The 22,944-nt window shown below is 61.5% G+C and carries 22 protein-coding genes; 17 read left to right on the top strand and 5 right to left on the bottom strand.

Annotated features, from left to right (window positions below; genetic code table 11):
* Positions 1–31: 31 nt before the first annotated feature.
* The 7 genes from prfB (at position 32) to AC1RT4_RS13205 (ending at position 6,853) form a co-directional block, all read left to right on the top strand.
* A protein-coding gene (gene prfB, locus AC1RT4_RS13235; RefSeq protein ID WP_102621447.1) for a peptide chain release factor 2 occupies positions 32–1,127 on the top strand; the annotation gives its coding sequence in 2 pieces (ribosomal slippage) (positions 32–103 and positions 105–1,127; 1,095 coding nt in all).
* A gap of 69 nt (positions 1,128–1,196) precedes the next feature.
* Positions 1,197–2,699: a lysine--tRNA ligase gene (lysS, locus tag AC1RT4_RS13230; protein WP_493085588.1), complete on the top strand. Its 1,503-nt coding sequence runs from the start codon at positions 1,197–1,199 to the stop codon at positions 2,697–2,699.
* A 118-nt stretch (positions 2,700–2,817) separates the two neighbouring features.
* Entirely contained in the window at positions 2,818–3,522 is a 705-nt protein-coding gene (locus AC1RT4_RS13225) for a TetR/AcrR family transcriptional regulator (protein ID WP_011332647.1), read from the top strand.
* Between the two features lie 72 nt (positions 3,523–3,594).
* Entirely contained in the window at positions 3,595–4,149 is a 555-nt protein-coding gene (locus AC1RT4_RS13220) for a hypothetical protein (RefSeq protein WP_192563670.1), read from the top strand.
* 33 nt (positions 4,150–4,182) lie between these two features.
* A complete protein-coding gene (locus AC1RT4_RS13215; protein ID WP_064593712.1) occupies positions 4,183–5,460 on the top strand; it encodes a flavohemoglobin expression-modulating QEGLA motif protein in 1,278 nt (425 codons plus the stop codon).
* A 152-nt stretch (positions 5,461–5,612) separates the two neighbouring features.
* Positions 5,613–6,527 (top strand): alpha/beta hydrolase, encoded by a 915-nt coding sequence (locus AC1RT4_RS13210; RefSeq protein WP_493085585.1) that lies wholly within the window; start codon positions 5,613–5,615, stop codon positions 6,525–6,527.
* Positions 6,524–6,853, top strand: coding sequence for a PA3694 family proteiin (locus AC1RT4_RS13205; protein WP_085609172.1), 330 nt, complete (start codon positions 6,524–6,526; stop codon positions 6,851–6,853). Before AC1RT4_RS13210 ends, AC1RT4_RS13205 begins: the two co-directional genes overlap by 4 nt.
* A gap of 69 nt (positions 6,854–6,922) precedes the next feature.
* On the opposite strand, the gene lptF is transcribed toward AC1RT4_RS13205, so the two are convergent.
* The 3 genes from lptF to AC1RT4_RS13190 form a co-directional block, all read right to left on the bottom strand.
* On the bottom strand, positions 6,923–7,717 hold the full coding sequence (gene lptF / locus AC1RT4_RS13200; protein WP_007954705.1) for a lipotoxin F family OmpA-related lipoprotein LptF: 795 nt from the start codon (positions 7,715–7,717) through the stop codon (positions 6,923–6,925).
* A 55-nt stretch (positions 7,718–7,772) separates the two neighbouring features.
* The gene (locus AC1RT4_RS13195) at positions 7,773–8,177 is read right to left on the bottom strand and encodes a DUF4398 domain-containing protein (RefSeq protein ID WP_007954708.1); all 405 of its coding nucleotides are present in this window, start codon (positions 8,175–8,177) and stop codon (positions 7,773–7,775) included.
* A 366-nt stretch (positions 8,178–8,543) separates the two neighbouring features.
* Positions 8,544–8,888 carry a hypothetical protein gene (locus AC1RT4_RS13190; protein WP_011332654.1) on the bottom strand — a complete coding sequence of 115 codons (345 nt, stop codon included), beginning with the start codon at positions 8,886–8,888 and terminating at the stop codon, positions 8,544–8,546.
* A gap of 214 nt (positions 8,889–9,102) precedes the next feature.
* Here AC1RT4_RS13190 and ppc point away from each other — a divergent pair, with 214 nt between their 5' ends.
* The 7 genes from ppc to AC1RT4_RS13155 all read left to right on the top strand — a co-directional run bounded on the left by ppc (position 9,103) and on the right by AC1RT4_RS13155 (position 16,330).
* Complete coding sequence (ppc, locus tag AC1RT4_RS13185) at positions 9,103–11,733, top strand: phosphoenolpyruvate carboxylase (protein WP_493085582.1); 2,631 nt, start codon at positions 9,103–9,105, stop codon at positions 11,731–11,733.
* A 288-nt stretch (positions 11,734–12,021) separates the two neighbouring features.
* Positions 12,022–12,672, top strand: coding sequence for an adenylate kinase (gene adk / locus AC1RT4_RS13180; protein ID WP_007954716.1), 651 nt, complete (start codon positions 12,022–12,024; stop codon positions 12,670–12,672).
* Positions 12,673–12,765: 93 nt separating this feature from the next.
* A complete protein-coding gene (gene tsaB, locus AC1RT4_RS13175; RefSeq protein WP_007954718.1) occupies positions 12,766–13,440 on the top strand; it encodes a tRNA (adenosine(37)-N6)-threonylcarbamoyltransferase complex dimerization subunit type 1 TsaB in 675 nt (224 codons plus the stop codon).
* Between the two features lie 172 nt (positions 13,441–13,612).
* On the top strand, positions 13,613–13,921 hold the full coding sequence (locus AC1RT4_RS13170) for a hypothetical protein (protein ID WP_007954720.1): 309 nt from the start codon (positions 13,613–13,615) through the stop codon (positions 13,919–13,921).
* On the top strand, positions 13,921–14,781 hold the full coding sequence (locus AC1RT4_RS13165) for a DUF72 domain-containing protein (protein ID WP_493085579.1): 861 nt from the start codon (positions 13,921–13,923) through the stop codon (positions 14,779–14,781). Before AC1RT4_RS13170 ends, AC1RT4_RS13165 begins: the two co-directional genes overlap by 1 nt.
* A gap of 32 nt (positions 14,782–14,813) precedes the next feature.
* A complete protein-coding gene (locus AC1RT4_RS13160; RefSeq protein ID WP_493085577.1) occupies positions 14,814–15,635 on the top strand; it encodes an isocitrate lyase/PEP mutase family protein in 822 nt (273 codons plus the stop codon).
* 2 nt (positions 15,636–15,637) lie between these two features.
* A complete protein-coding gene (locus AC1RT4_RS13155) occupies positions 15,638–16,330 on the top strand; it encodes an extensin-like domain-containing protein (RefSeq protein ID WP_493085575.1) in 693 nt (230 codons plus the stop codon).
* 4 nt (positions 16,331–16,334) lie between these two features.
* Here AC1RT4_RS13155 and AC1RT4_RS13150 read toward each other — a convergent pair whose 3' ends face one another.
* Positions 16,335–16,949, bottom strand: coding sequence for a hypothetical protein (locus AC1RT4_RS13150; RefSeq protein ID WP_007954734.1), 615 nt, complete (start codon positions 16,947–16,949; stop codon positions 16,335–16,337).
* A gap of 93 nt (positions 16,950–17,042) precedes the next feature.
* Between AC1RT4_RS13150 and AC1RT4_RS13145 the strand changes: the two genes are divergently transcribed.
* Complete coding sequence (locus AC1RT4_RS13145; protein ID WP_493085572.1) at positions 17,043–17,825, top strand: class I SAM-dependent methyltransferase; 783 nt, start codon at positions 17,043–17,045, stop codon at positions 17,823–17,825.
* A 45-nt stretch (positions 17,826–17,870) separates the two neighbouring features.
* Here AC1RT4_RS13145 and AC1RT4_RS13140 read toward each other — a convergent pair whose 3' ends face one another.
* Positions 17,871–18,506, bottom strand: a complete 636-nt coding sequence (locus AC1RT4_RS13140) for a TetR/AcrR family transcriptional regulator (RefSeq protein WP_493085570.1) — start codon at positions 18,504–18,506, stop codon at positions 17,871–17,873.
* A gap of 94 nt (positions 18,507–18,600) precedes the next feature.
* On the opposite strand from AC1RT4_RS13140, the gene AC1RT4_RS13135 reads away from it, so the two are divergent.
* Together AC1RT4_RS13135 and AC1RT4_RS13130 are read left to right on the top strand one after the other, a co-directional pair.
* Positions 18,601–19,701 (top strand): efflux RND transporter periplasmic adaptor subunit, encoded by a 1,101-nt coding sequence (locus AC1RT4_RS13135; protein WP_007954740.1) that lies wholly within the window; start codon positions 18,601–18,603, stop codon positions 19,699–19,701.
* Between the two features lie 6 nt (positions 19,702–19,707).
* On the top strand, positions 19,708–22,776 hold the full coding sequence (locus AC1RT4_RS13130; RefSeq protein WP_493085569.1) for an efflux RND transporter permease subunit: 3,069 nt from the start codon (positions 19,708–19,710) through the stop codon (positions 22,774–22,776).
* The last annotated feature ends 168 nt before the right edge of the window (positions 22,777–22,944 follow it).

Here is a 22,944-nt window from a genome sequence, read left to right as displayed (position 1 = left end):
TTCAAAAGTTCGCCAACGAGTGCTGCCCGTCATGGAAATCAACCCGATCCTGAACACCATCAAGGACCTGTCCGAGCGCTCCGAAACTATTCGGGGGTATCTTTGACTACGATCAAAAGCATGAGCGTCTGATCGAAGTCAATCGCGAGCTTGAAGATCCTGCAGTCTGGAACAAACCTGAATACGCCCAGGAACTGGGCCGCGAGCGCGCTGCGCTGGCGCAGATCGTCGACACCCTCGACGAACTGAACGGTGGCCTGGCCGATTGCCGCGAGCTGCTGGACATGGCCGTTGAAGAGAACGACGAGGGCGCGGTCAACGACGTCGTCGAAGTCCTTCAAGGTCTCGAAGAGTCCCTGTCCAAGCTCGAATTCCGCCGTATGTTCAGCCACGAGATGGACCCGAACAACGCCTACCTGGACATCCAGGCCGGTTCCGGCGGCACCGAAGCCCAGGACTGGGCCAACATCCTGCTGCGCATGTACCTGCGCTGGGCCGACAAACGCGGTTTCGACGCGACCATCATGGAACTGTCAGCCGGTGAAGTCGCCGGGATCAAGGGTGCGACCGTGCACATCAAGGGTGAATACGCCTTTGGCTGGCTGCGTACCGAGATCGGCGTGCACCGTCTGGTGCGCAAGAGCCCGTTCGACTCCGGCAACCGTCGCCACACCTCGTTCTCCGCGGTTTTCGTCTCGCCAGAGATCGACGACAAGGTGGAAATCGAAATCAACCCGGCAGACCTGCGGATCGACACCTATCGTTCCTCCGGTGCCGGTGGTCAGCACGTAAACACCACCGACTCGGCCGTACGTATCACCCACGTACCGACCAACACCGTGGTGAGCTGCCAGAACGAACGTTCCCAGCACGCCAACAAGGACACCGCCATGAAAATGCTGCGGGCCAAGTTGTACGAGCAGGAAATGCAGAAGCGCAACGCGGCGTCCCAGGCGCTGGAAGACACCAAGTCGGATATCGGCTGGGGTCACCAGATCCGTTCGTACGTGCTCGATGCGTCGCGGATCAAGGATCTGCGCACCAACATCGAACGCAGTGACTGCGACAAGGTGCTCGACGGCGACATCGACGAATACCTGGAAGCCAGCCTGAAATCGGGCCTGTAAGCTTTCACCCGACCTCAAGTCCCCCGCCATCGGCGGGGGCAACGAACCTGTGATGGAATATTTAAAGACATGAGCGACCAACAACTCGACCCGCAAGCCCTGCAACAGGAAGAAAACTCCCTGATCGCCCTGCGCAAGGAAAAGCTTGCTGCCGAGCGCGCCAAGGGCAATGCCTTCCCGAACGACTTCCGCCGCGAAAACTACTGCGAAGCACTGCAGAAACAGTACGCGGACAAGACCAAGGAAGAGCTGGCAGAGGCTGCGATCCCGGTCAAGGTTGCAGGTCGCATCATGCTCAACCGTGGCTCGTTCATGGTGATCCAGGACATGACCGGTCGCATCCAGGTCTACGTCAACCGCAAGACCCTGTCCGAAGAAACCCTGGCCGCGGTGAAAACCTGGGACATGGGCGACATCATCGCCGCCGAAGGCACCCTGGCCCGTTCCGGCAAGGGCGACCTGTACGTCGAGATGACCAGCGTGCGCCTGCTGACCAAATCCCTGCGCCCGCTGCCGGACAAGCACCACGGCCTGACCGACACCGAACAGCGCTACCGTCAGCGTTACGTTGACCTGATCGTCAACGAAGACGTGCGTCAGACCTTCCGCGTCCGTTCGCAAGTGATCGCGCACATCCGCAGCTTCCTGATGAAGCGCGACTTCCTCGAAGTCGAAACCCCGATGCTGCAGACCATTCCTGGCGGCGCCGCTGCCAAGCCGTTCGAAACCCACCACAACGCGCTGGACATGGAAATGTTCCTGCGTATCGCCCCAGAGCTGTACCTCAAGCGTCTGGTGGTTGGCGGCTTCGAAAAAGTGTTCGAGATCAACCGCAACTTCCGTAACGAAGGCGTTTCGACTCGTCACAACCCTGAATTCACCATGTTGGAGTTCTACCAGGCCTACGCCGACTACGAAGACAACATGGACCTGACCGAAGAACTGTTCCGCGAACTGGCGCAGCTGGTTCTGGGCAGCACCGACGTGCCGTACGGCGACAAGGTGTTCCACTTCGGCGAGCCGTTCGTGCGCCTGTCGGTGTTCGACTCGATCCTCAAGTACAACCCTGAGCTGGCTGCCGATGACCTGAACGACATCGACAAGGCTCGCGCCATCGCCAAGAAGGCCGGCGCCAAGGTGCTGGGCTTCGAAGGTCTGGGCAAGCTGCAGGTGATGATTTTCGAAGAGCTGGTCGAGCACAAGCTGGAACAGCCGCACTTCATTACCCAGTACCCGTTCGAAGTGTCGCCGCTGGCCCGTCGCAACGACGACAACCCGAACGTCACCGACCGCTTCGAGCTGTTCATCGGCGGCCGTGAAATCGCCAACGCCTACTCCGAGTTGAACGACGCGGAAGACCAGGCCGAGCGCTTCATGGCGCAGGTGGCCGACAAGGACGCCGGCGACGACGAAGCCATGCACTACGACGCCGACTTCGTTCGCGCGCTGGAGTACGGCATGCCGCCAACGGCCGGCGAAGGTATCGGCATCGACCGTCTGGTGATGCTGCTGACCAACTCCCCGTCGATCCGCGACGTGATCCTGTTCCCGCACATGCGGCCACAAGCGTAAGTGTTTCAATAAAAAAGCCGCCTGAAATGGGCGGCTTTTTATTGCCTGTCTGGTACAAACGTATCAAATGGTTAATTTTGAAGAAAACAACAGAGGTATGCCTGTCGTGATCGGTGCAATGGCTCAAGAGGGTGCAGCGGGAATCGCCACTGCGGTCGCTGAAAGTGTTCAGTACCAGGGCCGCAAGGCCAGCCGGCAGGGCAGTGAACAGCGTCGACAGGACATTCTCGATGCGGCGATGCGCATTGTCGTGCGCGACGGCGTGCGGGCCGTGCGTCACCGGGCGGTGGCGGCCGAGGCCGGTGTGCCGCTGTCGGCCACCACGTATTACTTCAAGGACATCGATGACCTGCTCACCGATACCTTCGCCCAGTACGTCGAACGCAGCGCGGCCTACATGGCCAAGCTGTGGATCAACAACGAAGGCCTGCTGCGCGAAATGGTGGTCAGCGGTGACGGCAGTCCGGAGTCGCGTTCGCAATTGGCCGACGATATCGCCCGGTTGATGGCTGACTACGTGCACCGGCAACTGGTCAACCGTCGCGAGCATTTGATGGCCGAGCAGGCGTTCCGTCAGGAAGCGCTGCTCAACCCGCGTCTGGCGGAACTGGTGCGCTCCCATCAGCAGATTCTGTTGCAGGGCACCTGCCAGTTGTTCCAGGTATTGGGCTCGCGCGAGCCGCAGCAGGATGCCAAGGTGTTGACGGCGATTATCGGACGGATGGAATATCAGGGCCTGCTCAACGACGCCGAGCCTTTGGCCGAAGAGGACATGCTCGGCATTCTGACGCGCTATATGCACCTGGTACTCGCGTCGGTGTAATTCTCGACCATGATCGTTCCCACGCGGAGCGTAGGAACGATCAGAAGAAACGGGTGTTCAAGGGAGTGTCGAATGAAAGCCTGGCGTGGCGTGCTGATCGCCTTGTCGTTCCTGCTGCTCAGCGGTTGTCTGGTGACCTTCCGCGAGCCGCTGCCCGCCAGTGAACCGGCGCCCAAGGGCCTGCTCGGCCAATGGTCGAGCACCAATGCCTGGGGCGAGCCGATGAATCTGGAATTGACGCGCCTGGGCAACGATCGTTATCAGGCGGTTGCTTACTTCAAAGCCAAACCCCGCGAGCGTGAAGCCTATCCGTTCACGGTGTCGCGCCACGGCAACCGCTGGTACCTGTCGGCGAAGGTGCCGGCGCAATACGGCGGGCACTTCACCATTGCCGGTTTCGAGATCACCGACAAGCGCGAACTGGTGATCTACAACCTCGACCTCGAACAGATCAACCAGGCCATCGCCCAGAAGACCCTCGACGGCCAGGGCTTCCAGACCGATGACGGCGAGGGCGTGCAGGTCGACAGCCCGCTTGAAAAGGTCTTTGCTTACCTCGACGACCCGGCCAATTCCGACGTTTTCGTCGAAGCGGCGCGCTATCAGCATCAGGCCAAAGCCAAATAATTCAGTTCGTCACGTTTTCTACAGGAGTTTCGGGTGGACGATTACCAGCAGACGATACGCATTCTGTCCGATCGCATAGTGCTGGCGCAGACGCCGATCCGCGTGCTCGACGCGGTCAAGTGGGACGAGAACATCCGCAAGGGGTTCCTCAAGGCCAAGGGCAAGGAATTGCCGGCGGTGGATCGCGACTACTACCTCAACCGGCCGCTGTCCTTCGATTCGAGCAAGGTGAAGCTGGAATTCCAGAACATCGAACGGGACATCACCCGTCAGCTCGGCCAGTTCAACCCGGTCGGCCAGATCATGCGCCGCATGTGCAAGGAATACCGGATGGTGGTGCGCATGCTCGAAGCGCGCGGCACCGAGGATTTCGGCCTGATTTCCCAGGAACTGTACGGCGCCGCGTCCGACGCGTTCCACGCCGGTGACCCGACCCTGGCCGACCTCGGCCTGATGATGTCGGATTACCTGAACAACATCGACGGCCGTGGTGACCTGAAGGACGAACCGAAGATCCTCACCGCCAAGGACGCCGTTCATCTGCTGCAAACCCGCCTGAACAAGGTGTTCGGCGAGGCCGAGGAAACCATCCGCGTGTTCGAGTCCGACGGCATCGTCGCCGACGCGGCGGCGGGCGCCGACTACATCAAGATCCGCACTGACGCGATGTTCAACGACCGCGACGTGCGCGCGCTGGAAGTCCACGAAGGCCTGGTGCACGTCGGCACCACGCTCAACGGCTTGAACCAGCCGATCTGCACCTTCCTGTCCAAGGGTCCGCCCTCGTCGACGGTGACTCAGGAAGGTCTGGCGATCCTGATGGAAATCATCACCTTCGCCTCCTATCCGAGCCGCCTGCGCAAACTGACCAACCGCACCCGCGCCATTCACATGGTCGAGGAGGGCGCGGACTTCCTGCAGATCTTCGAGTTCTTCCGCGAGCAGGGCTTCGAAATGGCGGAAAGCTACGGCAACGCCAGTCGGGTTTTCCGCGGATCGACGCCGACCGGTCTGCCATTCACCAAAGACTTGTCCTACCTCAAGGGCTTCATCATGGTTTACAACTACATTCAGTTGGCCGTGCGCAAGGGCAAGCTCGAGCAGATCCCGTTGCTGTTCTGCGGCAAGACCACGCTTGAGGACATGCGAACCCTGCGTCAGTTGGTGGACGAGGGCCTGGTGGTGCCGCCCAAGTACCTGCCGGACCAGTTCCGCGACATGAACGCGTTGTCGGCCTGGATGTGCTTCTCCAACTTCCTCAACCATTTGAGCCTGGACCGGATCGAGGCGGATTACTCGAATATCCTTTAACCACACCGATCACCGTTGATCGTTCCCACGCTCTGCGTGGGAATGCCGCCATGGACGCTCCGCGTCCACTGTGACGCGGAGCGTCACGGGATGCATTCCCACGCAGAGCGTGGGAACGATCTAAACCCGAATCTTTCGCGAGGTTTCACCGGATGAGAATCCTCGGCATCCTTTGCCTGCTCCTGACCCTCGGCGGTTGCAGCTCCTTGCTGTTCTACCCCGAGCCAGGCCAGATCTTCACCCCGGAAAAGGCCAAACTCGAATACCGCACTGTCACCCTGATCACCGCCGACGGCCTCAAACTGAACGCCTGGTGGCTGCCGGCCAAGCCCGGTGTCGAGGTCAAGGGCACGGTGCTGCATCTGCACGGCAACGGCGGCAACCTGCCGATGCACCTGGGCGGGAGCTGGTGGTTGCCGAAAAACGGCTATCAAGTGCTGCTGGTGGACTATCGCGGTTACGGTTTGTCCGAGGGCGAACCGAGCCTGCCGGCGATCTATCAGGACATCGATGCCGCCTTCGCCTGGCTGGACAAGGCGCCGGAGGTCAAAGGCAAACCGCTGGTGCTGTTGGGCCAAAGCTTGGGTGGTGCAATGGCCGTGCATTGGCTGGTGCAACATCCGGAAAGACAAAAACAGCTCAAGGCCCTGGTCCTCGACGGCGTGCCCGCCAGTTACCGCAGCGTCGGCCAATACGCCCTCAGCACCTCATGGCTGACGTGGCCGTTTCAGGTGCCGCTGTCGTGGCTGGTGCCCGATGGCGACAGTGCGATCAACGCGATGCCGCAGCTCAACGGCGTGCCGAAACTGATCTTCCACAGCCTCGACGATCCGCTGGTGCCCCTTTCCAACGGCATCCGTCTGTATCAAGCTGCGCCGCCACCGCGCGTGCTGCAACTGACCCGGGGCGGGCATGTGCAGACGTTCGGCGATCCGGTCTGGCGTCAGGTGATGCTGCGCTACCTCGACGATCCCGAACACTTCAACGGCCTGCGCCGCCTCGGCGAGATCCCGAACTATCCAACCCCCCCGAATTCTGAAGACGAACCACCAGAGAGCCCGCAATGAGTGAAGAACGTAACGCCATCCCGCTGATCATCACCGGCATCTGCAGCATCCTCGGCACCGTCGGCGCCCTGTGGTACTACGGCTACCTGCACTTCGCCAAACCCGAGGATGCGTTGCTGCTCAACGAATTCACCATGCTCAAGACCATTCCCGGCGAAGACTACAAAGTCTCCCTGACCCCGGCGCCGCAAGTGGCGCAGTGCATCGATGGCGTGCTGGTGCTGTTCGACACCGAACAGAAAGGCCTGACCGGGGTGCTGGTCAACAGCCAGAAAAAGGCCGTGCGCTGCATGGGCCAGGAGACCCCGCAGAAGCTCGAAGAATAAAACTGCGACGGACAAAAAAAGCCCCGCCTGATCAAATCAGGCGGGGCTTTTCATTTACAGCTCAGCGAATCAGTGCGCGGTCGAGCTCACGGCCGAACGCGGTACCACTGGCTGGTTGTCGTTGGAAATAGTCACTTCCACCCGACGGTTCATGGCACGGCCCGAGACAGAGGTGTTATCCGCTACCGGGTATTCCTTGCCGTAACCCTGGGCAACGATGCGCGACGGATCGACGCCCATCTTGATCAGTGCAACCTGCACCGAAGTCGCACGACGCTCCGACAGAGACTGGTTGTAGTTCGCTGCGCCAGTGCTGTCGGTGTAGCCCTCGACGATCACTTTGCGATCAGGGTTTTCCTGGAGGAATTGCGCCAGTTTGTTGATGTTCACCAGACCGCTGGATTTCAGGTCGGCCTTGTTGGTGGCGAACAGCACGTCACCGAAGGTCACCAAAGTACCGCGATCGGTCTGCTTGGCGTTGAGGCTGTCCTGCAGCTGTTTGATCTGCTGATCGCGAGCATCCAGACGGGCCTGGGCACGTTGGGCGGCGGCGTTCTTCAGATTGTTTTCAGCGGTACGCAGGGCGATGGTCTGCTTGGCCACTTCCACGCGCTGGTTGGTCAGATAAGCCAGCTGGTCGACCTTGTGCTGGTCTTCCTTGTCCAGATAAGCCTTGTCGGCCTTGTCCAGGTAATCACTGGCATCCTTGGTTTCCAGCGCTGCGACTTTGCTGGCCTGCGGGTTGGCTTGCAGGCCGGCGTAGTTGGTGCGTGCCTGTTCCAGGTTCGGGTTCGGCGGCGTCGAGCAGGCAGCCAGGGCAACGCTTGCGGCCAGGAGAGCGGGGATCATCAGTTGTTTACGCATAATCGTTCGTCCTTTCTATCGATAAGAGTTTCAGCCTTGCGGTCGGGATGCGCGCTTACTGCACGGTGCGCTGACTTTCCTGACGCAGTTCCTGAACACCTTTCTGGGAATCCTTCACCGCTTGTTCGGCTTTCATCGCCTGAGCCTTGCGTTCCGCTACGCGGGCGTCCCACTCGGCCTGTTCGGACAATGTGCGAGCCTCGTCATACTTCTTGTCGTGCATGGCGATTTCGGCTTGTTTCAGTTTGTCCTGCGCCTGCTTCATTTCCACGGCGGCGAATTCGGTACCGCCGGCGCTGACCGCACTGTTGACCGCCGATTGAGTCACGGCGTACTGCTCGGTCGGTGGATTGCCGGCGCAACCGGCCAGCACGAAGCTGGTGCCGATGGCGAGAGCGGCCAGTTTCAGACCGCGCAGGTGGGAAAACGAGGTTTGGGTCTTCATGGTCTTCAACTCCATTGGTTAACTCCTTGAAAGCTTCGAAATCCATCCTGGTAGCGGAGCCGCAACCGTCATGTGCAAGTGCGTTTTGAAACGCTCGTTCCAGGCGTGGTTACCTGTTCCGACCGAAGGCATTTTTCAAAAGTTCAGAAAAGATGGCTCATCGCCAAAAAATATTCTGACCAAACAGACAAGGCTCTAAACCGGGAACTTTGGCGGGGGAGAGTGGTACGCGCGGGCGAAAAATGGCGTAAAAGCGGAGGAGAAATACAGTCTCTGTGGGAGCTGGCTTGCCAGCGATGAGGCCATCAAATTCAACCCGTTTGCGGCTGAACTGACGCCATCGAGGGCAAACCGTTTCCCACAGTTTTGAAGGGTCAGGGATCAGTGTTTTTGCTTACCGGCAGCAGCCGACAAATCGTGCAGATGACGCCGCGACAACGCGAGAAAACGCGGGGTCGGGCCGACATCCTCATACAGCGGATCGCCTTCCTCGTCGGTGGCGACCACGGTCGAACCTTTCACATACGGCAGGCTCGCTTCGAACTCTTCGAGGGCGGCGCCGATCAGCTCGCCGAGCAGTTCTTCGGCGTGGCGTTTGGGGTACATCTCGGCGATCGCCGCCAGCCGTGCGGCAGCTTCCACATCCAGATGAATCGTGTAGCCGGTATCGGTCAGGCGACCCTTGGCGGTTTCTTCCCAATGCTGGGCGAGTTCACGGATTTTCATAAAAACCTCATGTCGCACCTGCTCATGGCAGGTCTTGGTGAGTGTCCGGCGTCAGCCGGCGGCAAGCCGTTGTGCGGCTTACTGTTGAGACTAGCTTCAACCCTCAAGGTTTAAAGTCCCTTCGTCGTCTGCTTGTAAGAAGCGTCCCAGAGCGGCACTCTCTGTTCATCCACTCACTTGCGATCCGTCACCGATTACTGCTGGAGAGATGCTGATGACCGATATTGATGCACGCTTGCGCGAAGACGTTCACCTGCTCGGTGAGCTGCTGGGCAACACCATTCGTGACCAGTACGGCGAGGCGTTTCTCGACAAGATCGAGCAGATCCGCAAGGGCGCCAAGGCCGACCGGCGCGGCTCGATGGACGCCGAACTCAGCGCCAGCCTCAATCAATTGAGCGAAGACGAACTGCTGCCGGTGGCGCGGGCCTTCAACCAGTTTCTCAACCTGGCGAACATCGCCGAGCAGTACCAGCTCATCCATCGCCGCGAAGAGACCCAGGCCGCGCCGTTCGAGTCCCGCGTGCTGCCGGAACTGCTCGCCCGCCTGCGCAACGAAGGGCACAGCGCCGAATCCCTGGCCCGGCAACTGGCGCGGCTGGAAATCGAACTGGTGCTCACCGCGCACCCGACCGAAGTGGCCCGGCGCACGCTGATCCAGAAGTACGACGCGATTGCCGCGCAACTGGCCGCCCAGGATCACCGCGACCTGACCACGGCCGAGCGCGAGCAAATCCACAACACCCTGCAACGCTTGATCGCCGAAGCCTGGCACACCGAAGAAATCCGCCGCACCCGGCCAACCCCGGTGGACGAAGCGAAGTGGGGTTTTGCGGTGATCGAACACTCGCTGTGGCAGGCGATTCCCAACCACATGCGCAAGGCCGATCAGGCGCTGTTCGCCGCCACTGGCCTGCGTTTGCCGCTGGAAGCTGCGCCGATCCGCTTCGCTTCGTGGATGGGCGGCGACCGTGACGGTAACCCGAACGTGACCGCTGCCGTGACCCGCGAAGTGCTGTTGCTGGCGCGCTGGATGGCGGCGGATCTCTACTTGCGTGATGTCGATCACCTGGCCGCCGAACTGTCGATGCAGCAGGCCAGCGATGCGCTCAAGGCCCGCGCCGGCGACAGTGCCGAGCCGTATCGTGCGGTGCTCAAGCAATTGCGTGAGCGGCTGCGCGCCACGCGCAACTGGGCCCATGCATCTTTGACAGCGACCACTCCGGCCCCGGCCGATGTGCTGCACAACAACCGCGACCTGCTCGATCCGCTGGAACTGTGTTTCAACTCGCTGCACGAATGCGGCATGGGCGTGATCGCTGACGGGCCATTGCTCGATTGCCTGCGTCGGGCGGTGACCTTCGGCCTGTTCCTGGTGCGCCTCGATGTGCGTCAGGACTCGTCGCGCCACAGCGCGGCCATGACCGAAATCACTGATTACCTCGGCCTCGGCAAGTACGAGGATTGGGACGAAGAACAGCGCATCAGCTTCCTCACCCGCGAACTGCAAAACCGTCGGCCGCTGCTGCCGGCGCATTTCAAACCCTCGGCCGACACCGCCGAAGTGCTCGCCACCTGCAAGGAAATCGCCGCCGCGCCGGGCGCTTCGCTGGGCTCCTACGTGATCTCCATGGCCGGTGCGGCTTCCGATGTGCTGGCGGTGCAATTGCTGCTGAAAGAGTCCGGCGTTTTGCGGCCGATGCGAGTGGTGCCGCTGTTTGAAACCCTCGCCGACCTCGACAACGCAGGACCTGTGATCGAACGTCTGTTGCTGCTTCCGGGTTACCGCGCGCGCCTGCAAGGCCCGCAGGAAGTGATGATCGGTTATTCCGATTCGGCCAAGGATGCCGGCACCACTGCGGCGGCCTGGGCGCAATACCGGGCTCAGGAACGGCTGGTGGAAATCTGTCGTGAGCAGCAAGTCGAACTGCTGCTGTTCCACGGTCGCGGTGGCACCGTGGGCCGTGGCGGCGGTCCGGCGCACGCGGCGATCCTGTCGCAGCCGCCGGGTTCGGTGGCCGGACGTTTCCGCACCACCGAGCAGGGGGAAATGATTAGATTCAAATTCGGCCTGCCGGACATCGCCGAGCAAAACCTCAATCTGTATCTGGCCGCCGTGCTTGAAGCGACCCTGTTGCCACCGCCGCCACCGACGCCTGAATGGCGGCATCTGATGGATGAACTGGCCGCCGACGGTGTCGCCGCTTACCGCGCGGTGGTGCGGGAGAATCCACAGTTTGTCGAGTATTTCCGGCAGTCGACGCCGGAGCAGGAGTTGGGCCGCTTGCCATTGGGCAGCCGTCCGGCCAAGCGCCGCGCCGGCGGGATCGAAAGTCTGCGGGCGATTCCGTGGATCTTCGGCTGGACCCAGACCCGTTTGATGCTGCCGGCCTGGCTCGGCTGGGAAACCGCATTGAGCAAGGCGTTGGAGCGTGGTGAAGGCGAAATGCTCGGGCAGATGCGCGAGCAGTGGCCGTTCTTCCGCACGCGCATCGACATGCTGGAGATGGTGCTGGCCAAGGCCGACGCCGACATCGCGTTGTCCTACGACGAGCGTCTGGTGGAGTCGGACTTGCTGCCTTTGGGTGCGCACTTACGCGACCTATTGTCGCAGGCGTGTTCCGTAGTCCTCGGCCTGACCGGTCAGTCGCAGCTGCTGGCACATAGCCCGGACACCCTGGAATTCATCCGTCTGCGCAACACCTACCTCGACCCGCTGCATCTATTGCAGGCCGAGTTGCTGGCGCGTTCGCGGCAGCAGAATGTCGAGCAGGGCAGCCCGGTGGAACAGGCGTTGCTGGTGTCTGTGGCGGGGATTGCCGCCGGTTTGCGAAATACCGGCTAAGGTTTTCTGCGTGGGGCGGGGCACCCGGGGCGAACCTCGGGTGCCGTTTATTGGCCGTGGGAAAAATGCGGTCAGGCGACAGTTAATGATGGGGTTGCGACTTGGGGAACCGCGTCGCAAGGTCGCGGCGGGCGCCGGTTTCTCCGACTTTTGGCGTCTTGTGTGGGCGCAGCCTGCTGTGTATCTTGATCAGCCTTTGGCCGTTTGGGCGGCCACGACCCGTTTTATGAGATTGGCCCCACGAGGCGAATCCGTTGTTTTTTATATAAAAAATTGAGGAGCACATCGATGCGCGTCATTCTGCTGGGAGCTCCCGGGGCCGGTAAAGGTACTCAGGCTAAGTTCATCACCGAGAAATTCGGCATTCCGCAAATCTCCACCGGCGACATGCTGCGTGCTGCGGTCAAGGCCGGCACCGAGCTGGGCATCAAGGCCAAGAGCATCATGGATGCCGGTGGCCTGGTGTCGGATGACCTGATCATCGCGCTGGTCAAGGACCGTATCGCTCAAGCCGATTGCGCCAAGGGTTTCCTGTTCGATGGCTTCCCGCGCACCATTCCTCAGGCTGAAGCGCTGGTGACTGCCGGTGTCGAGCTGGACGCCGTGGTCGAAATCGCCGTTGAAGACGAAGAAATCGTTCAGCGTATCGCCGGTCGTCGCGTTCACGAGGCCAGCGGCCGCGTTTACCACATCGTCTACAACCCGCCGAAAATTGCCGGTAAAGACGACATCACCGGCGAAGAGCTGGTACAGCGCAAGGACGACACCGAAGAAACCGTGCGTCATCGCCTGTCGGTCTACCACTCGCAGACCAAGCCGCTGGTGGAGTTCTACCAGAACCTGTCCGCCAAGAACGGTGGCAAGCCGAAGTACAGCCACATCCCTGGCGTCGGTTCGGTAGAAGCGATCACCGCCAAGGTGCTGGAAGCGCTGAGCTGAAAAACCTGATCCGCTGCATCATCCACGGCCCGCTTGCGGGCCGTAGTTGTTTATACTGGCGCACTTTTTCCCACCTGATTTACGGACACATCGATGAGCACCTTGCTGGCCCTGGACACCGCGACTGAAGCTTGCTCCGTTGCCTTGCTGCATGACGGCAAGGTCACGAGCCATTACGAGGTGATCCCGCGCCTGCATGCGCAGAAACTGCTGCCGATGATCCAGCAACTGCTGGCCGACGCAGGCACCACCCTGCAAGCGGTGGACGCCATCGCCTTCGGCCGTGGCCCGGGCGCATTCACCGGCGTGCGGATCGCCATCGGCGTGGTGCAAGGCCTGGCGTTTGCGCTGGATCGCCCGGTGTTGCCGGTGTCGAACCTGGCCGTGCTGGCGCAACGGGCTTATCGCGAGCACGGCGTGAGCCAGGTCGCGGCCGCCATCGATGCGCGGATGGATGAGGTGTATTGGGGCTGCTACCGCGAGACGGCCGGGGAGATGCGTCTGGTGGGCGCCGAGGCGGTGCTGCCGCCGGAAGTGGCCGCGCTGCCGGACGATGCATCGGGTGACTGGTTCGGTGCCGGCACAGGCTGGGGTTATGGCGAACGCATCGCGGTAAACCTGAGCGGGTCCGACGCTGGCATGCTGCCCCATGCTGAAGACTTGCTGACCCTGGCGCGATTTGCCTGGGAGCGCGGTGAAGCGATTCCGGCGGACGACGCCCAGCCGGTTTACCTGCGCGACAAAGTGGCCACCCCGAAAGCCCGCTGAGGCCATTGACCCTGTGGCATTCGCCGCAGGGTTCTCCCGTTCCTGCCAATCGTCCGTTTCTAACCCCGCGCTTTAAACCTTTTGTCTTTTATGTGTTCTAGTTATCACTCGGCGATTTGCTAAGTCGGTCAGGTGCCGCTAAATTGCCATCATCGATACCGAGCATGACTTTATGCGTATAGACGGCGTTTCCACTCATTCCTACCCCATCAAGCGCAAGCCTCGCAAAGGCAATCCGGCGCTGGATGAGTCCGTCGACGATATCGACGGCGAGCTGGAATTTCCGACCGAAGAGCAACTGGCTGCCCGTGCCGCCAAAGCCACCGCGCAACGCCTGAGCAATCTGCCCGCCCGCCAACAAGACATGATTTATCACCGCGCGATGAAGAAAAGCGTGGCCATGGCCCTGGCCAGCTACCTGAGCACCGCCGGTTTTGTCGATTGGGATGCAGACGTGCTGGGCCTCGATCTGTACATCTGATGGATCTGCCTTACTACCTCGGTTGCCCGTCCTGGAGCGAAAACGCCTGGCGCGAGTATCTGTATCCGGTAGATGCCAAGACCTCCGATTTCCTCGGACTCTATTCGCAAGTATTCAACGCCGTGGAAGGCAACACGACCTTCTACGCCAGCCCGTCGCCTGCCACCGTGCAGCGCTGGGCCGAGGTGATGCCGGAACACTTTCGCTTCACCGCCAAGTTCCCCGGTGACATCAGCCACAGCGGCGACTTGCGCGATCAACTGACTGCCGCCGAAACCTTCCTCCAATTGCTCAAGCCGCTCGGTGAGCGCGTCTCGCCAATGTGGCTGCAACTGTCGAAAAGCTTCACGCCGCACCGCTTGCCGGAACTCGCCTCATTCATCGATGCGCTGGATTGCCCGCTGGCGGTGGAAGTGCGGCACGAGCAGTTCTTTGCCAAGGGTGAGAGTGAGCGTCTGCTCAACCGGCTGTTGCTGGATCGCGGCGTGGAGCGCATCTGCCTCGATCCGCGCGCCTTGTTCAGTTGTCTGTCCACCGAGTCGTCGGTGATCCACGCCCAATCGAAAAAGCCCCGCGTACCGACGCGTCCGGCAGCGTTCACTCAATTCCCGCAGGTGCGCTTCATCGGCCATCCGGAGCTTGAGGCCAACGATCCGTTCCTGGTGCCGTGGGTGGCGAAAATCGCCGAGTGGATCGAAGAAGGCCGCACGCCGTATATCTTCTTGCACACCGCCGACAACCTCCTCGCGGCGAAGCTGGCGCAACGTTTTCACGCACAACTGATGCAACGTTTGCCTGGCCTGCGATCCTTGCCTGAGCTATACAGAGAACCCGCCGCCGAGCAACTTGGCCTGCTCTGAGGCGGATTTCTTTCCTGCCCAGGAGCCTGCCGATGGACGCTCAAGCCCGTAAAGCCGAAACCTTCAAAGCCCTGCACGAACGGCCCGGGATTTTCGTGATTCCCAATCCATGGGATGCCGGTTCCGCGAAGATGCTCGCCAGTCTCGGCTATCAGGCGCTGGCGACCACCAGCGCCGGTTATGCGTTCTCCCAGGGCAGAGCCGATGGCGGCCTGAGTCTCGACGATACGCTGGCCAATGTCCGGGCGATTGTCGCGGCCACCGATCTGCCGGTGGCGGTGGATCTGGAAAACGGCTTCGCCGACGCTCCGGCTGAATCGGCGCAGAGTTTGATCCGCGCAGCCGAGGCGGGCGCCGTGGGTGGTTCGATCGAAGATGCCACCGGCCGGGAAGACTCGCCGATTTACTGCTTCGAACACGCGGTGGCGCGGATCGAAGCCGCTGTCGCTGCCGTGCGCACCTTGCCGTTTCCCTTCATCCTGACGGCCCGCGCGGAAAATTACCTGCACGGCAATCCCGATATCAACGACACCATCCGCCGCTTGCAGGCCTTTGCCGAAGCCGGCGCCGACGTGCTGTACGCGCCGGGCCTGCGCACCGCCGAAGAAGTCCTGGCGGTGGTGCGTGCGGTGGCGCCGAAACCGGTCAATGTGTTGATGTCCGGCGGCTTGAAACTGACCGTGCAGCAGCTGGAAGAAATGGGCGTGAAACGGATCAGCACCGGTTCGGCGCTGGCACTGGCGGCGTTCGGCGAGTTTTTCCGCGCGGCGGAAGAAATCCAGCAGTCCGGCACGTTCACCTTCACCTCCCGTTCGATGCCGTACGCCAAGGCCAATCAATTCTTCAAGGGATGAGCATGGGGCGCTGGCTGCTGTTGGCAGGGCTGCTGATCATTGGTGGTGGGCTGATCGGCGTCTGGCGCGGTTGGCTCGATGTGCCGCCGCAGTGGAACCCGTGGGCGCCACTGGACGTGCAGGCGACGCCCAACTGGCTCACGGGCTACAAGTTGATGCGCCTGCGCAGCGATCCGGCCTTGTGCGAGCAGGCATTGGGCAGCTCCGGCCTGCGGGTTTCGCCACAGGCTGACAGTCCCGATGCCAAATGCCCGCTGATCGGCGCCTTGCGCGTGCAGGGCGGCGGGGTGGGGCTCAGCAGCAGCTTTCTCGCCAGTTGTCCCTTGGCCGTGGCGTTTGCGATGTTCGAGCGCCACACGCTGCAACCGGCGGCGCAGCAGGTCTACGGTCAGCCTGTGGCGCGTGTCGATCACCTCGGCAGCTTCGCCTGCCGCAACGTCTACAACCGCGAGAACGGCGCGCTCAGTCGTCATGCCAGCGCCGATGCGCTGGACATCGCCGGCTTCCGCCTGGCGGATGGTCGCGCGATCAGCGTGCTCAAGGACTGGCCGAAGCAAAACCAGGACGCGCAGTTTCTACGGCAGGTGCGCGATGGCGCCTGCGAGGCGTTCAGTGTGGTGTTGAGTCCGGATTACAACGCCGCCCATCGCAATCACTTTCATGTCGATGTCGGGCGCTGGAGCGTGTGTCGCTGAGGGATCAGGCGGCGATGCGCAGGTTCTGCTGAACGATTGGGCGCACCCAGCCGTTATCGAAGTCCAGGGCTTTCTGCTGCTCGACGATTTCTTCCGGCGGGAACGGCGGGTAAGGCTGCAGCAGATCCAGGTCGAACTCGGCAATCGGCAGGTACAGCGGTTTTTTCTGCGGGGCAGGGCCCGGCTCCGGAATCGGCTGGCCGTTGTTGATCACGACCGGACGAACCCAGCTGCTGTCGAAGTCCTGCTGCTTTTGCTGAGTCTTGATTTCTTCTGCCGGGAACGGAGGGTACGGCTCGGCCAGTGTCATGTCGATTTCGGCGATCGGCAGGAACAGCGGCTCCGGCGGACGCACCTCGGTTTCAACCACATCGCATTCACGCTGGCTGACGATGTGCGCGTGCAGTTCGCTGCCGACGGTCGGTTCTTCAGGGCTTTGCAGATCGACCGGCGGGAAAGTGCCGCAGGCCGGCACCACATCACTCGATTGTTCGGCCAGTGCCTGGGCAAAGAAATCCTGCCACAGGTGGCTGACGCCGCCCAATGCTTGAGTGTTATGACGGCTGAAGTCGCCTGTGGGCGAAATGTAGCCAATCGATGTGGGAAGAATGCCTGACATTTTTTTCGGTTGACGCTCAGCTCTGGCAAAATGCGCGTTGATTGGGTTATCGGCGGATTTTGCCGATCCTTAACTTTTTTGAGCGTGTTTTCCATGATTGAGCAACCCGCGGCCTGCCGCATCCATGTCGAGGCCCTCGGCCCGACGTTCGAAGCGCAGGCCGAGCAGTGGGCGCAGCGCCTGGATCTGCCGTTGCAGGTGGCTGACGGCGAGTTTGCCCTGCAGGTCGGCGAGCAGGGTTTGCAGCTGCAACAACTGGGGCCGGATGCGCCGGGCCCGGTGCGGGTCGACTTCGTCGAAGGTGGCGCGGCCCATCGCCGGTTGTACGGCGGCGGCAGCGGGCAGATGATCGCCAAGGCGGTCGGCATCGCCCAAGGCGTGCGTCCTCGGGTGCTGGATGCGACGGCGGGGCTCGGGAAAGATGCGTTCGTGCTGGCGAGTCTCGGTTGCGAGATGAGCCTGATCGAACGTCAGCCATTGATCGGCGCGTTGCTGGAGGATGGTCTGGCCCGTGCGGCGGAAGACTTCGATGTGGCGCCGATCGTAGCGCGGATGAAGCTGCTCAAGGGCAACTCCATCGAGGTGATGCGCAATTGGGAGGGCGAGCCGCCGCAGGTGATCTACCTCGACCCGATGTTCCCGCACCGTGAGAAAACCGCGCTGGTGAAGAAGGAAATGCGCCTGTTCCGTCCGCTGGTAGGCGATGATCCGGATGCGCCGGCCTTGCTGGAGGCGGCGTTGGCACTGGCCACGCACCGGGTGGTCGTCAAGCGCCCGCGCAAGGCACCTTGCATCGATGGGCCGAAGCCGAGTCATGCGCTGGATGGCAAATCCAGCCGTTATGACATCTACCCGAAGAAAGCGCTCAAGGCCTGAGCCGTCGCATAAGAAAATCCCACGCATGGCGTGGGATTTTTGTTTTCAGGGGCGAAAGGCCCGCATGAACAGCCCGACCACTTCCTGCACATGACTTTCCGCCGCCTCTCCGGTCAGTGGCTCACCGCAGCCGTACAACAGGCGGAAATTCCCGGCGCCCTTGATCAGGCAAAAGAAGTGCTCGGCGGCGTTGTGCGGGTTGTCGATGCTCAGCACGCCGGTTTCGTGAATCCGCCGCAGCAACCGTTCCATCCCCAGCACCATGCGCTGGGGGCCGGCCTCGAAGAAGATCAGCGACAGCTTCGGATCCTGACTGCCCAGCGCCATGATCAGGCGATGCAGGTTCACCGATTCATCGCTGTTGATCAGGTGGTGAAAGCCTCGCGCAATGTTCAGCAACACATTTTCCACCGCGATGCCGTCCGGCAATTCGAAGAACAGCGGCGGCAATTGCTCCTCGCATTTGGCCACTACGGCGGCAGAGAACAGCGTCTCCTTGTCGTTGAAATGGCTGTAGACCGTCAGCTTCGACACGCCAGCCTCGGCGGCCACCGCGTCCATGCTGGTGTTGGCATAGCCATGACTCAGGAACAGGATTTTTGCCGCCTCGAGAATCGCCTGGCGCTTGGCCGGATCCTTCGGGCGGCCGGGGCCGTTTGGAGCTGAAAGATTGTTCGACATTCTTCGCTTTTAATACTGGACTGGTGAGTTTGCTATTAATAACATACCGGCCAGTATAATTATTCCAAGCCTCCTTAGCGAAAGGTCCTTCACCATGTTCCGCCATGCGTTGTCCTTTGCGGTGCCAGTCAGTCTGGCGTTTTTATTGTCGGCATGTGGCAAGGAAGAGGTGACGCAAGTCAGCGTGCGACCGGCCATGGTGGTGCAGCCAGAGCCTTCGGCGCAGGCGATGGAAAGTTATCCGGGCGAGGTTCGCGCCCGCTACGAACCGGATCTGGCGTTCCGCATCGGCGGCAAAGTCAGCCGACGACTGGTCGAGGAAGGCCAGCGCGTGAAGGCCGATCAGCCGCTCGCCGAACTCGATCCGCAGGATGTACGCCTGCAACTGGAAGCGACCCGGGCCCAGGTTGCGGCCGCCGAAGCCAACCTGAATCTGGTGCGCGCCGAGCGTGACCGTTACAAGACCCTGATGGAACGGCAGATGGTCAGCCGCTCGGCCTACGACAATGCCGAGAACCTCTATCGCTCCGGCGAAGCCCGCCTCAAACAGATCAAAGCCGAATTCAACGTCTCGACCAATCAGGCCAGTTACGCCGTGCTGCGCGCGCCGCAGGATGGCGTGGTGGCCAAGCGTTCGGTGGAAGTCGGGCAAGTGGTCGCCGCCGGGCAAACCGTTTTCACTCTCGCCACTGATGGCGAACGGGAAGTGCTGATCAGCCTGCCGGAGCAGAGTTTCGGCCGCTTCAAGGTCGGCCAGCCGGTCTCGGTGGAGCTGTGGACGCAACAGAACCAGCGCTTCGCCGGGCAGATCCGCGAGCTGTCGCCGGCCGCCGACCCGAAATCCCGCACCTTCGCTGCACGCATTTCATTCACCTCCGGCAAGGTCCCGGCAGAACTGGGCCAGAGCGCCCGGGTCTTCGTGCAGACCGCCGATGTCATCCCGCTGTCGGTGCCGCTCTCGGCGCTGACGGCCGAAAACGGCGCGACCTACGTCTGGGTTGTCAGCGCCAACAACACGTTGAAAAAGACCCCGGTGCGCACCGGCCCGTTCGGTGAGAAAACCGTGCCGGTGCTCGAAGGCCTGAACGCCAGCGACTGGGTGGTCGCCGCCGGCGTCCACGTGCTGCTGGAAGGGCAGCAGGTGCGTCCGGTGGATCGCTCCAACCGCGTGGTCAATCTGGCGGACAAGGAGTAATCCCCGATGGGTTTCAATCTTTCCGCCTGGGCGCTGCGCAATCGCCAGATCGTACTGTTCCTGATGCTTTTGCTGGCGATCGTCGGCGCCTTGTCCTACACCAAGCTCGGCCAGAGCGAAGACCCGCCGTTCACCTTCAAGGCGATGGTCATCCAGACCCGCTGGCCCGGCGCAACGGCCCAGGAAGTCTCGCGCCAGGTCACCGAACGCATCGAAAAGAAACTGATGGAAACCGGCGAGTACGAGCGGATTGTTTCGTTCTCGCGCCCCGGTGAATCCCAGGTCACGTTCATCGCCCGCGACTCCATGCATTCGGTGGAGATTCCGGATCTCTGGTATCAGGTGCGCAAGAAGGTCAGCGACATTCGCCAGACCCTGCCGCCGGGGATTCAGGGGCCGTTTTTCAACGATGAGTTCGGCACCACCTTCGGCAATATCTATGCGCTGACCGGCGACGGTTTCGACTACGCGGTGCTCAAGGATTACGCCGACCGCATCCAGATCCAGCTGCAACGGGTCAAGGACGTGGGCAAGGTCGATCTGCTCGGTTTGCAGGACGAGAAAATCTGGGTCGAGCTGTCCAACGTCAAACTCGCCACCCTCGGTTTGCCATTGGCGGCGGTTCAACAGGCGCTGGAGGAACAGAACGCGGTGTCTACCGCCGGCTTCTTCGAAACCGGCAGCGAGCGATTGCAGCTACGGGTCTCGGGGAATTTTCAGACGGTCGACGAGATCAAGAACTTCCCGATCCGGGTCGGTGATCGTACGTTCCGCATCTCCGATGTCGCTGACGTGCGGCGCGGTTTCAACGATCCTCCGGCCCCGCGCATGCGCTTCATGGGCGAAGATGCCATCGGTCTTGCGGTGGCCATGAAGGACGGCGGCGACATTCTGGTGCTGGGCAAGGCTCTGGAAATCGAGTTCGCCCGCATTCAGAAAAACCTCCCGGCTGGCATGCAGTTGCGCAAGGTCTCCGATCAGCCCGCCGCAGTGAAAACCGGCGTCGGAGAGTTCGTCCAGGTGCTGGTCGAAGCGCTGGCCATCGTGTTGCTGGTGAGCTTCTTCTCCCTCGGCGTGCGCACCGGCATGGTGGTGGCGCTGACCATTCCGCTGGTACTGGCGATGACATTCGCCTGCATGTATTACCTCGGCATCGGCCTGCACAAGATCTCCCTCGGTGCGCTGGTACTGGCGCTGGGCTTGCTGGTGGACGACGCGATCATCGCCGTGGAAATGATGGCGATCAAAATGGAGCAGGGCTTCGACCGGATCAAGGCTGCCAGTTATGCCTGGACCAGCACCGCGTTCCCGATGCTCACCGGTACGCTGATCACCGCGGCAGGCTTCCTGCCGATTGCCACGGCGCAGTCCGGCACCGGCGAATACACCCGTTCGATCTTCCAGGTGGTGACCATCGCCTTGCTCGCATCCTGGGTAGCGGCCGTGGTGTTCGTGCCGTATCTGGGGGAAAAACTCCTGCCGGATCTGGCGAAGATTCACGCAGCCAAACACGGTACGGCTAACGGTCAGACCGACCCCTACGGCACGCCGTTCTACCAACGGGTGCGGCGTCTGGTGGAGTGGTGCGTGCGTCGGCGCAAAACCGTGATCGTGCTCACTGTGCTGCTGTTCGTGGCGTCGGTGGCGTTGTTCCGGTTCGTGCCGCAGCAGTTCTTCCCGGCCTCCGGGCGACTGGAGTTGATGGTCGATCTGAAGCTTGCCGAAGGCGCCTCGCTGGCCAATACCACGGGTGAGGTCAAACGCCTGGAAGCGATGCTCAAGGATCACGCCGGCATCGACAACTATGTCGCTTACGTTGGCACCGGTTCGCCGCGTTTTTACCTGCCGCTGGATCAACAACTGCCGGCGGCGAGCTTCGCCCAATTTGTCGTGCTGGCGAAAACCATCGAGGAGCGCGAAGCGCTGCGCACGTGGCTGATCGACACGTTGAACGAGCAGTTCCCGTCCCTGCGCTCGCGTGTCACGCGCCTTGAAAACGGTCCTCCGGTTGGCTATCCGGTGCAGTTCCGCGTCACTGGCGAGCACATCGAGGAAGTCCGTGCGCTGGCGCGGAAAGTCGCGGCCAAGGTGCGCGAGAACCCCCATGTGGTGAACGTGCATCTGGACTGGGAAGAGCCGAGCAAGGTCGTGTACCTGAACATCGATCAGGATCGCGCCCGGGCGTTGGGTGTGAGCACGGCGAATCTGGCGAAATTCCTCCAGAGTTCGCTGACCGGCTCCAGTGTCAGCCAGTACCGCGAGGACAACGAACTGATCGAAATCCTCCTGCGCGGCACCGTGCACGAGCGCACCGAGCTGTCGTTGCTGCCGAGTCTGGCGGTGCCGACCGACAACGGTCGCAGCGTCGCGCTGTCGCAGATTGCCACGCTGGAATATGGTTTCGAGGAAGGCATCATCTGGCACCGCAATCGTCTGCCGAACGTGACCGTGCGCGCGGACATCTATGGCAAGGAGCAGCCGGCGACGCTGGTGAAGCAGATCATGCCGACGCTTGATCCGATCCGCGCCGAATTGCCGGACGGCTATCTGCTGGATGTAGGCGGTACGGTGGAGGATTCGGAGCGTGGGCAGAAGTCGGTGAACGCCGGGGTGCCGATGTTCATTGTCGTGGTGCTGACGTTGCTGATGGTGCAGTTGCGCAGTTTTTCGCGCACGGCGATGGTGTTTCTGACGGCGCCGCTGGGGTTGATCGGGGTGACGCTGTTTCTGCTGGTGTTCCGTCAGCCGTTCGGGTTTGTGGCGATGCTCGGGACGATCGCGCTGTCGGGGATGATCATGCGTAACTCGGTGATTCTGGTGGATCAGATCGAGCAGGATATTGCGGCGGGGCTGAGGCCCTGGCAGGCGATTATCGAGGCGACCGTGCGGCGGTTCCGGCCGATTGTGTTGACGGCTTTGGCGGCGGTGCTGGCGATGATTCCGCTTTCTCGCAGTGTGTTTTTTGGGCCGATGGCGGTGGCGATTATGGGGGGGTTGATTGTGGCTACTGCTTTGACGCTTTTGTTTTTGCCGGCGTTGTATGCGGCTTGGTTCAGGGTTCGCAAGGAGGCTTGATTTGGTTTGGTGAGCTTGGCGGCCTTTGGGCCGGCCATGCTCTGGGTGTTTTGGGTACATATCCGTTGCTGCGGTAACGGCTTCTTATGGTTCCGCCCTTACGGCGGGTCACTTTTGCAGACGCCCAAAAGTAACCAAAACGCTGGGCCCCGGCGTTGGCCCCTCGCT

This window comes from Pseudomonas sp. GW821-FHT11D10 (assembly GCF_058808435.1).
The sequence above is the reverse complement of the archived record's forward strand: the minus strand, read 5'-3'. Positions and strand labels throughout refer to the sequence as shown.

Bases quoted from the DNA above. Each gene is read 5' to 3' on its own strand.
- lysS (WP_493085588.1), top strand. From the start codon at position 1,197: ATGAGCGACCAACAACTCGACCCGCAAGCCCTGCAACAGGAAGAAAAC.
- AC1RT4_RS13225 (WP_011332647.1), top strand. From the start codon at position 2,818: ATGGCTCAAGAGGGTGCAGCGGGAATCGCCACTGCGGTCGCTGAAAGT.
- AC1RT4_RS13220 (WP_192563670.1), top strand. From the start codon at position 3,595: ATGAAAGCCTGGCGTGGCGTGCTGATCGCCTTGTCGTTCCTGCTGCTC.
- AC1RT4_RS13210 (WP_493085585.1), top strand. From the start codon at position 5,613: ATGAGAATCCTCGGCATCCTTTGCCTGCTCCTGACCCTCGGCGGTTGC.
- AC1RT4_RS13205 (WP_085609172.1), top strand. From the start codon at position 6,524: ATGAGTGAAGAACGTAACGCCATCCCGCTGATCATCACCGGCATCTGC.
- lptF (WP_007954705.1), bottom strand. From the start codon at position 7,717: ATGCGTAAACAACTGATGATCCCCGCTCTCCTGGCCGCAAGCGTTGCC.
- AC1RT4_RS13195 (WP_007954708.1), bottom strand. From the start codon at position 8,177: ATGGAGTTGAAGACCATGAAGACCCAAACCTCGTTTTCCCACCTGCGC.
- AC1RT4_RS13190 (WP_011332654.1), bottom strand. From the start codon at position 8,888: ATGAAAATCCGTGAACTCGCCCAGCATTGGGAAGAAACCGCCAAGGGT.
- ppc (WP_493085582.1), top strand. From the start codon at position 9,103: ATGACCGATATTGATGCACGCTTGCGCGAAGACGTTCACCTGCTCGGT.
- adk (WP_007954716.1), top strand. From the start codon at position 12,022: ATGCGCGTCATTCTGCTGGGAGCTCCCGGGGCCGGTAAAGGTACTCAG.
- tsaB (WP_007954718.1), top strand. From the start codon at position 12,766: ATGAGCACCTTGCTGGCCCTGGACACCGCGACTGAAGCTTGCTCCGTT.
- AC1RT4_RS13170 (WP_007954720.1), top strand. From the start codon at position 13,613: ATGCGTATAGACGGCGTTTCCACTCATTCCTACCCCATCAAGCGCAAG.
- AC1RT4_RS13165 (WP_493085579.1), top strand. From the start codon at position 13,921: ATGGATCTGCCTTACTACCTCGGTTGCCCGTCCTGGAGCGAAAACGCC.
- AC1RT4_RS13160 (WP_493085577.1), top strand. From the start codon at position 14,814: ATGGACGCTCAAGCCCGTAAAGCCGAAACCTTCAAAGCCCTGCACGAA.
- AC1RT4_RS13155 (WP_493085575.1), top strand. From the start codon at position 15,638: ATGGGGCGCTGGCTGCTGTTGGCAGGGCTGCTGATCATTGGTGGTGGG.
- AC1RT4_RS13150 (WP_007954734.1), bottom strand. From the start codon at position 16,949: ATGTCAGGCATTCTTCCCACATCGATTGGCTACATTTCGCCCACAGGC.
- AC1RT4_RS13145 (WP_493085572.1), top strand. From the start codon at position 17,043: ATGATTGAGCAACCCGCGGCCTGCCGCATCCATGTCGAGGCCCTCGGC.
- AC1RT4_RS13140 (WP_493085570.1), bottom strand. From the start codon at position 18,506: ATGTCGAACAATCTTTCAGCTCCAAACGGCCCCGGCCGCCCGAAGGAT.
- AC1RT4_RS13135 (WP_007954740.1), top strand. From the start codon at position 18,601: ATGTTCCGCCATGCGTTGTCCTTTGCGGTGCCAGTCAGTCTGGCGTTT.
- AC1RT4_RS13130 (WP_493085569.1), top strand. From the start codon at position 19,708: ATGGGTTTCAATCTTTCCGCCTGGGCGCTGCGCAATCGCCAGATCGTA.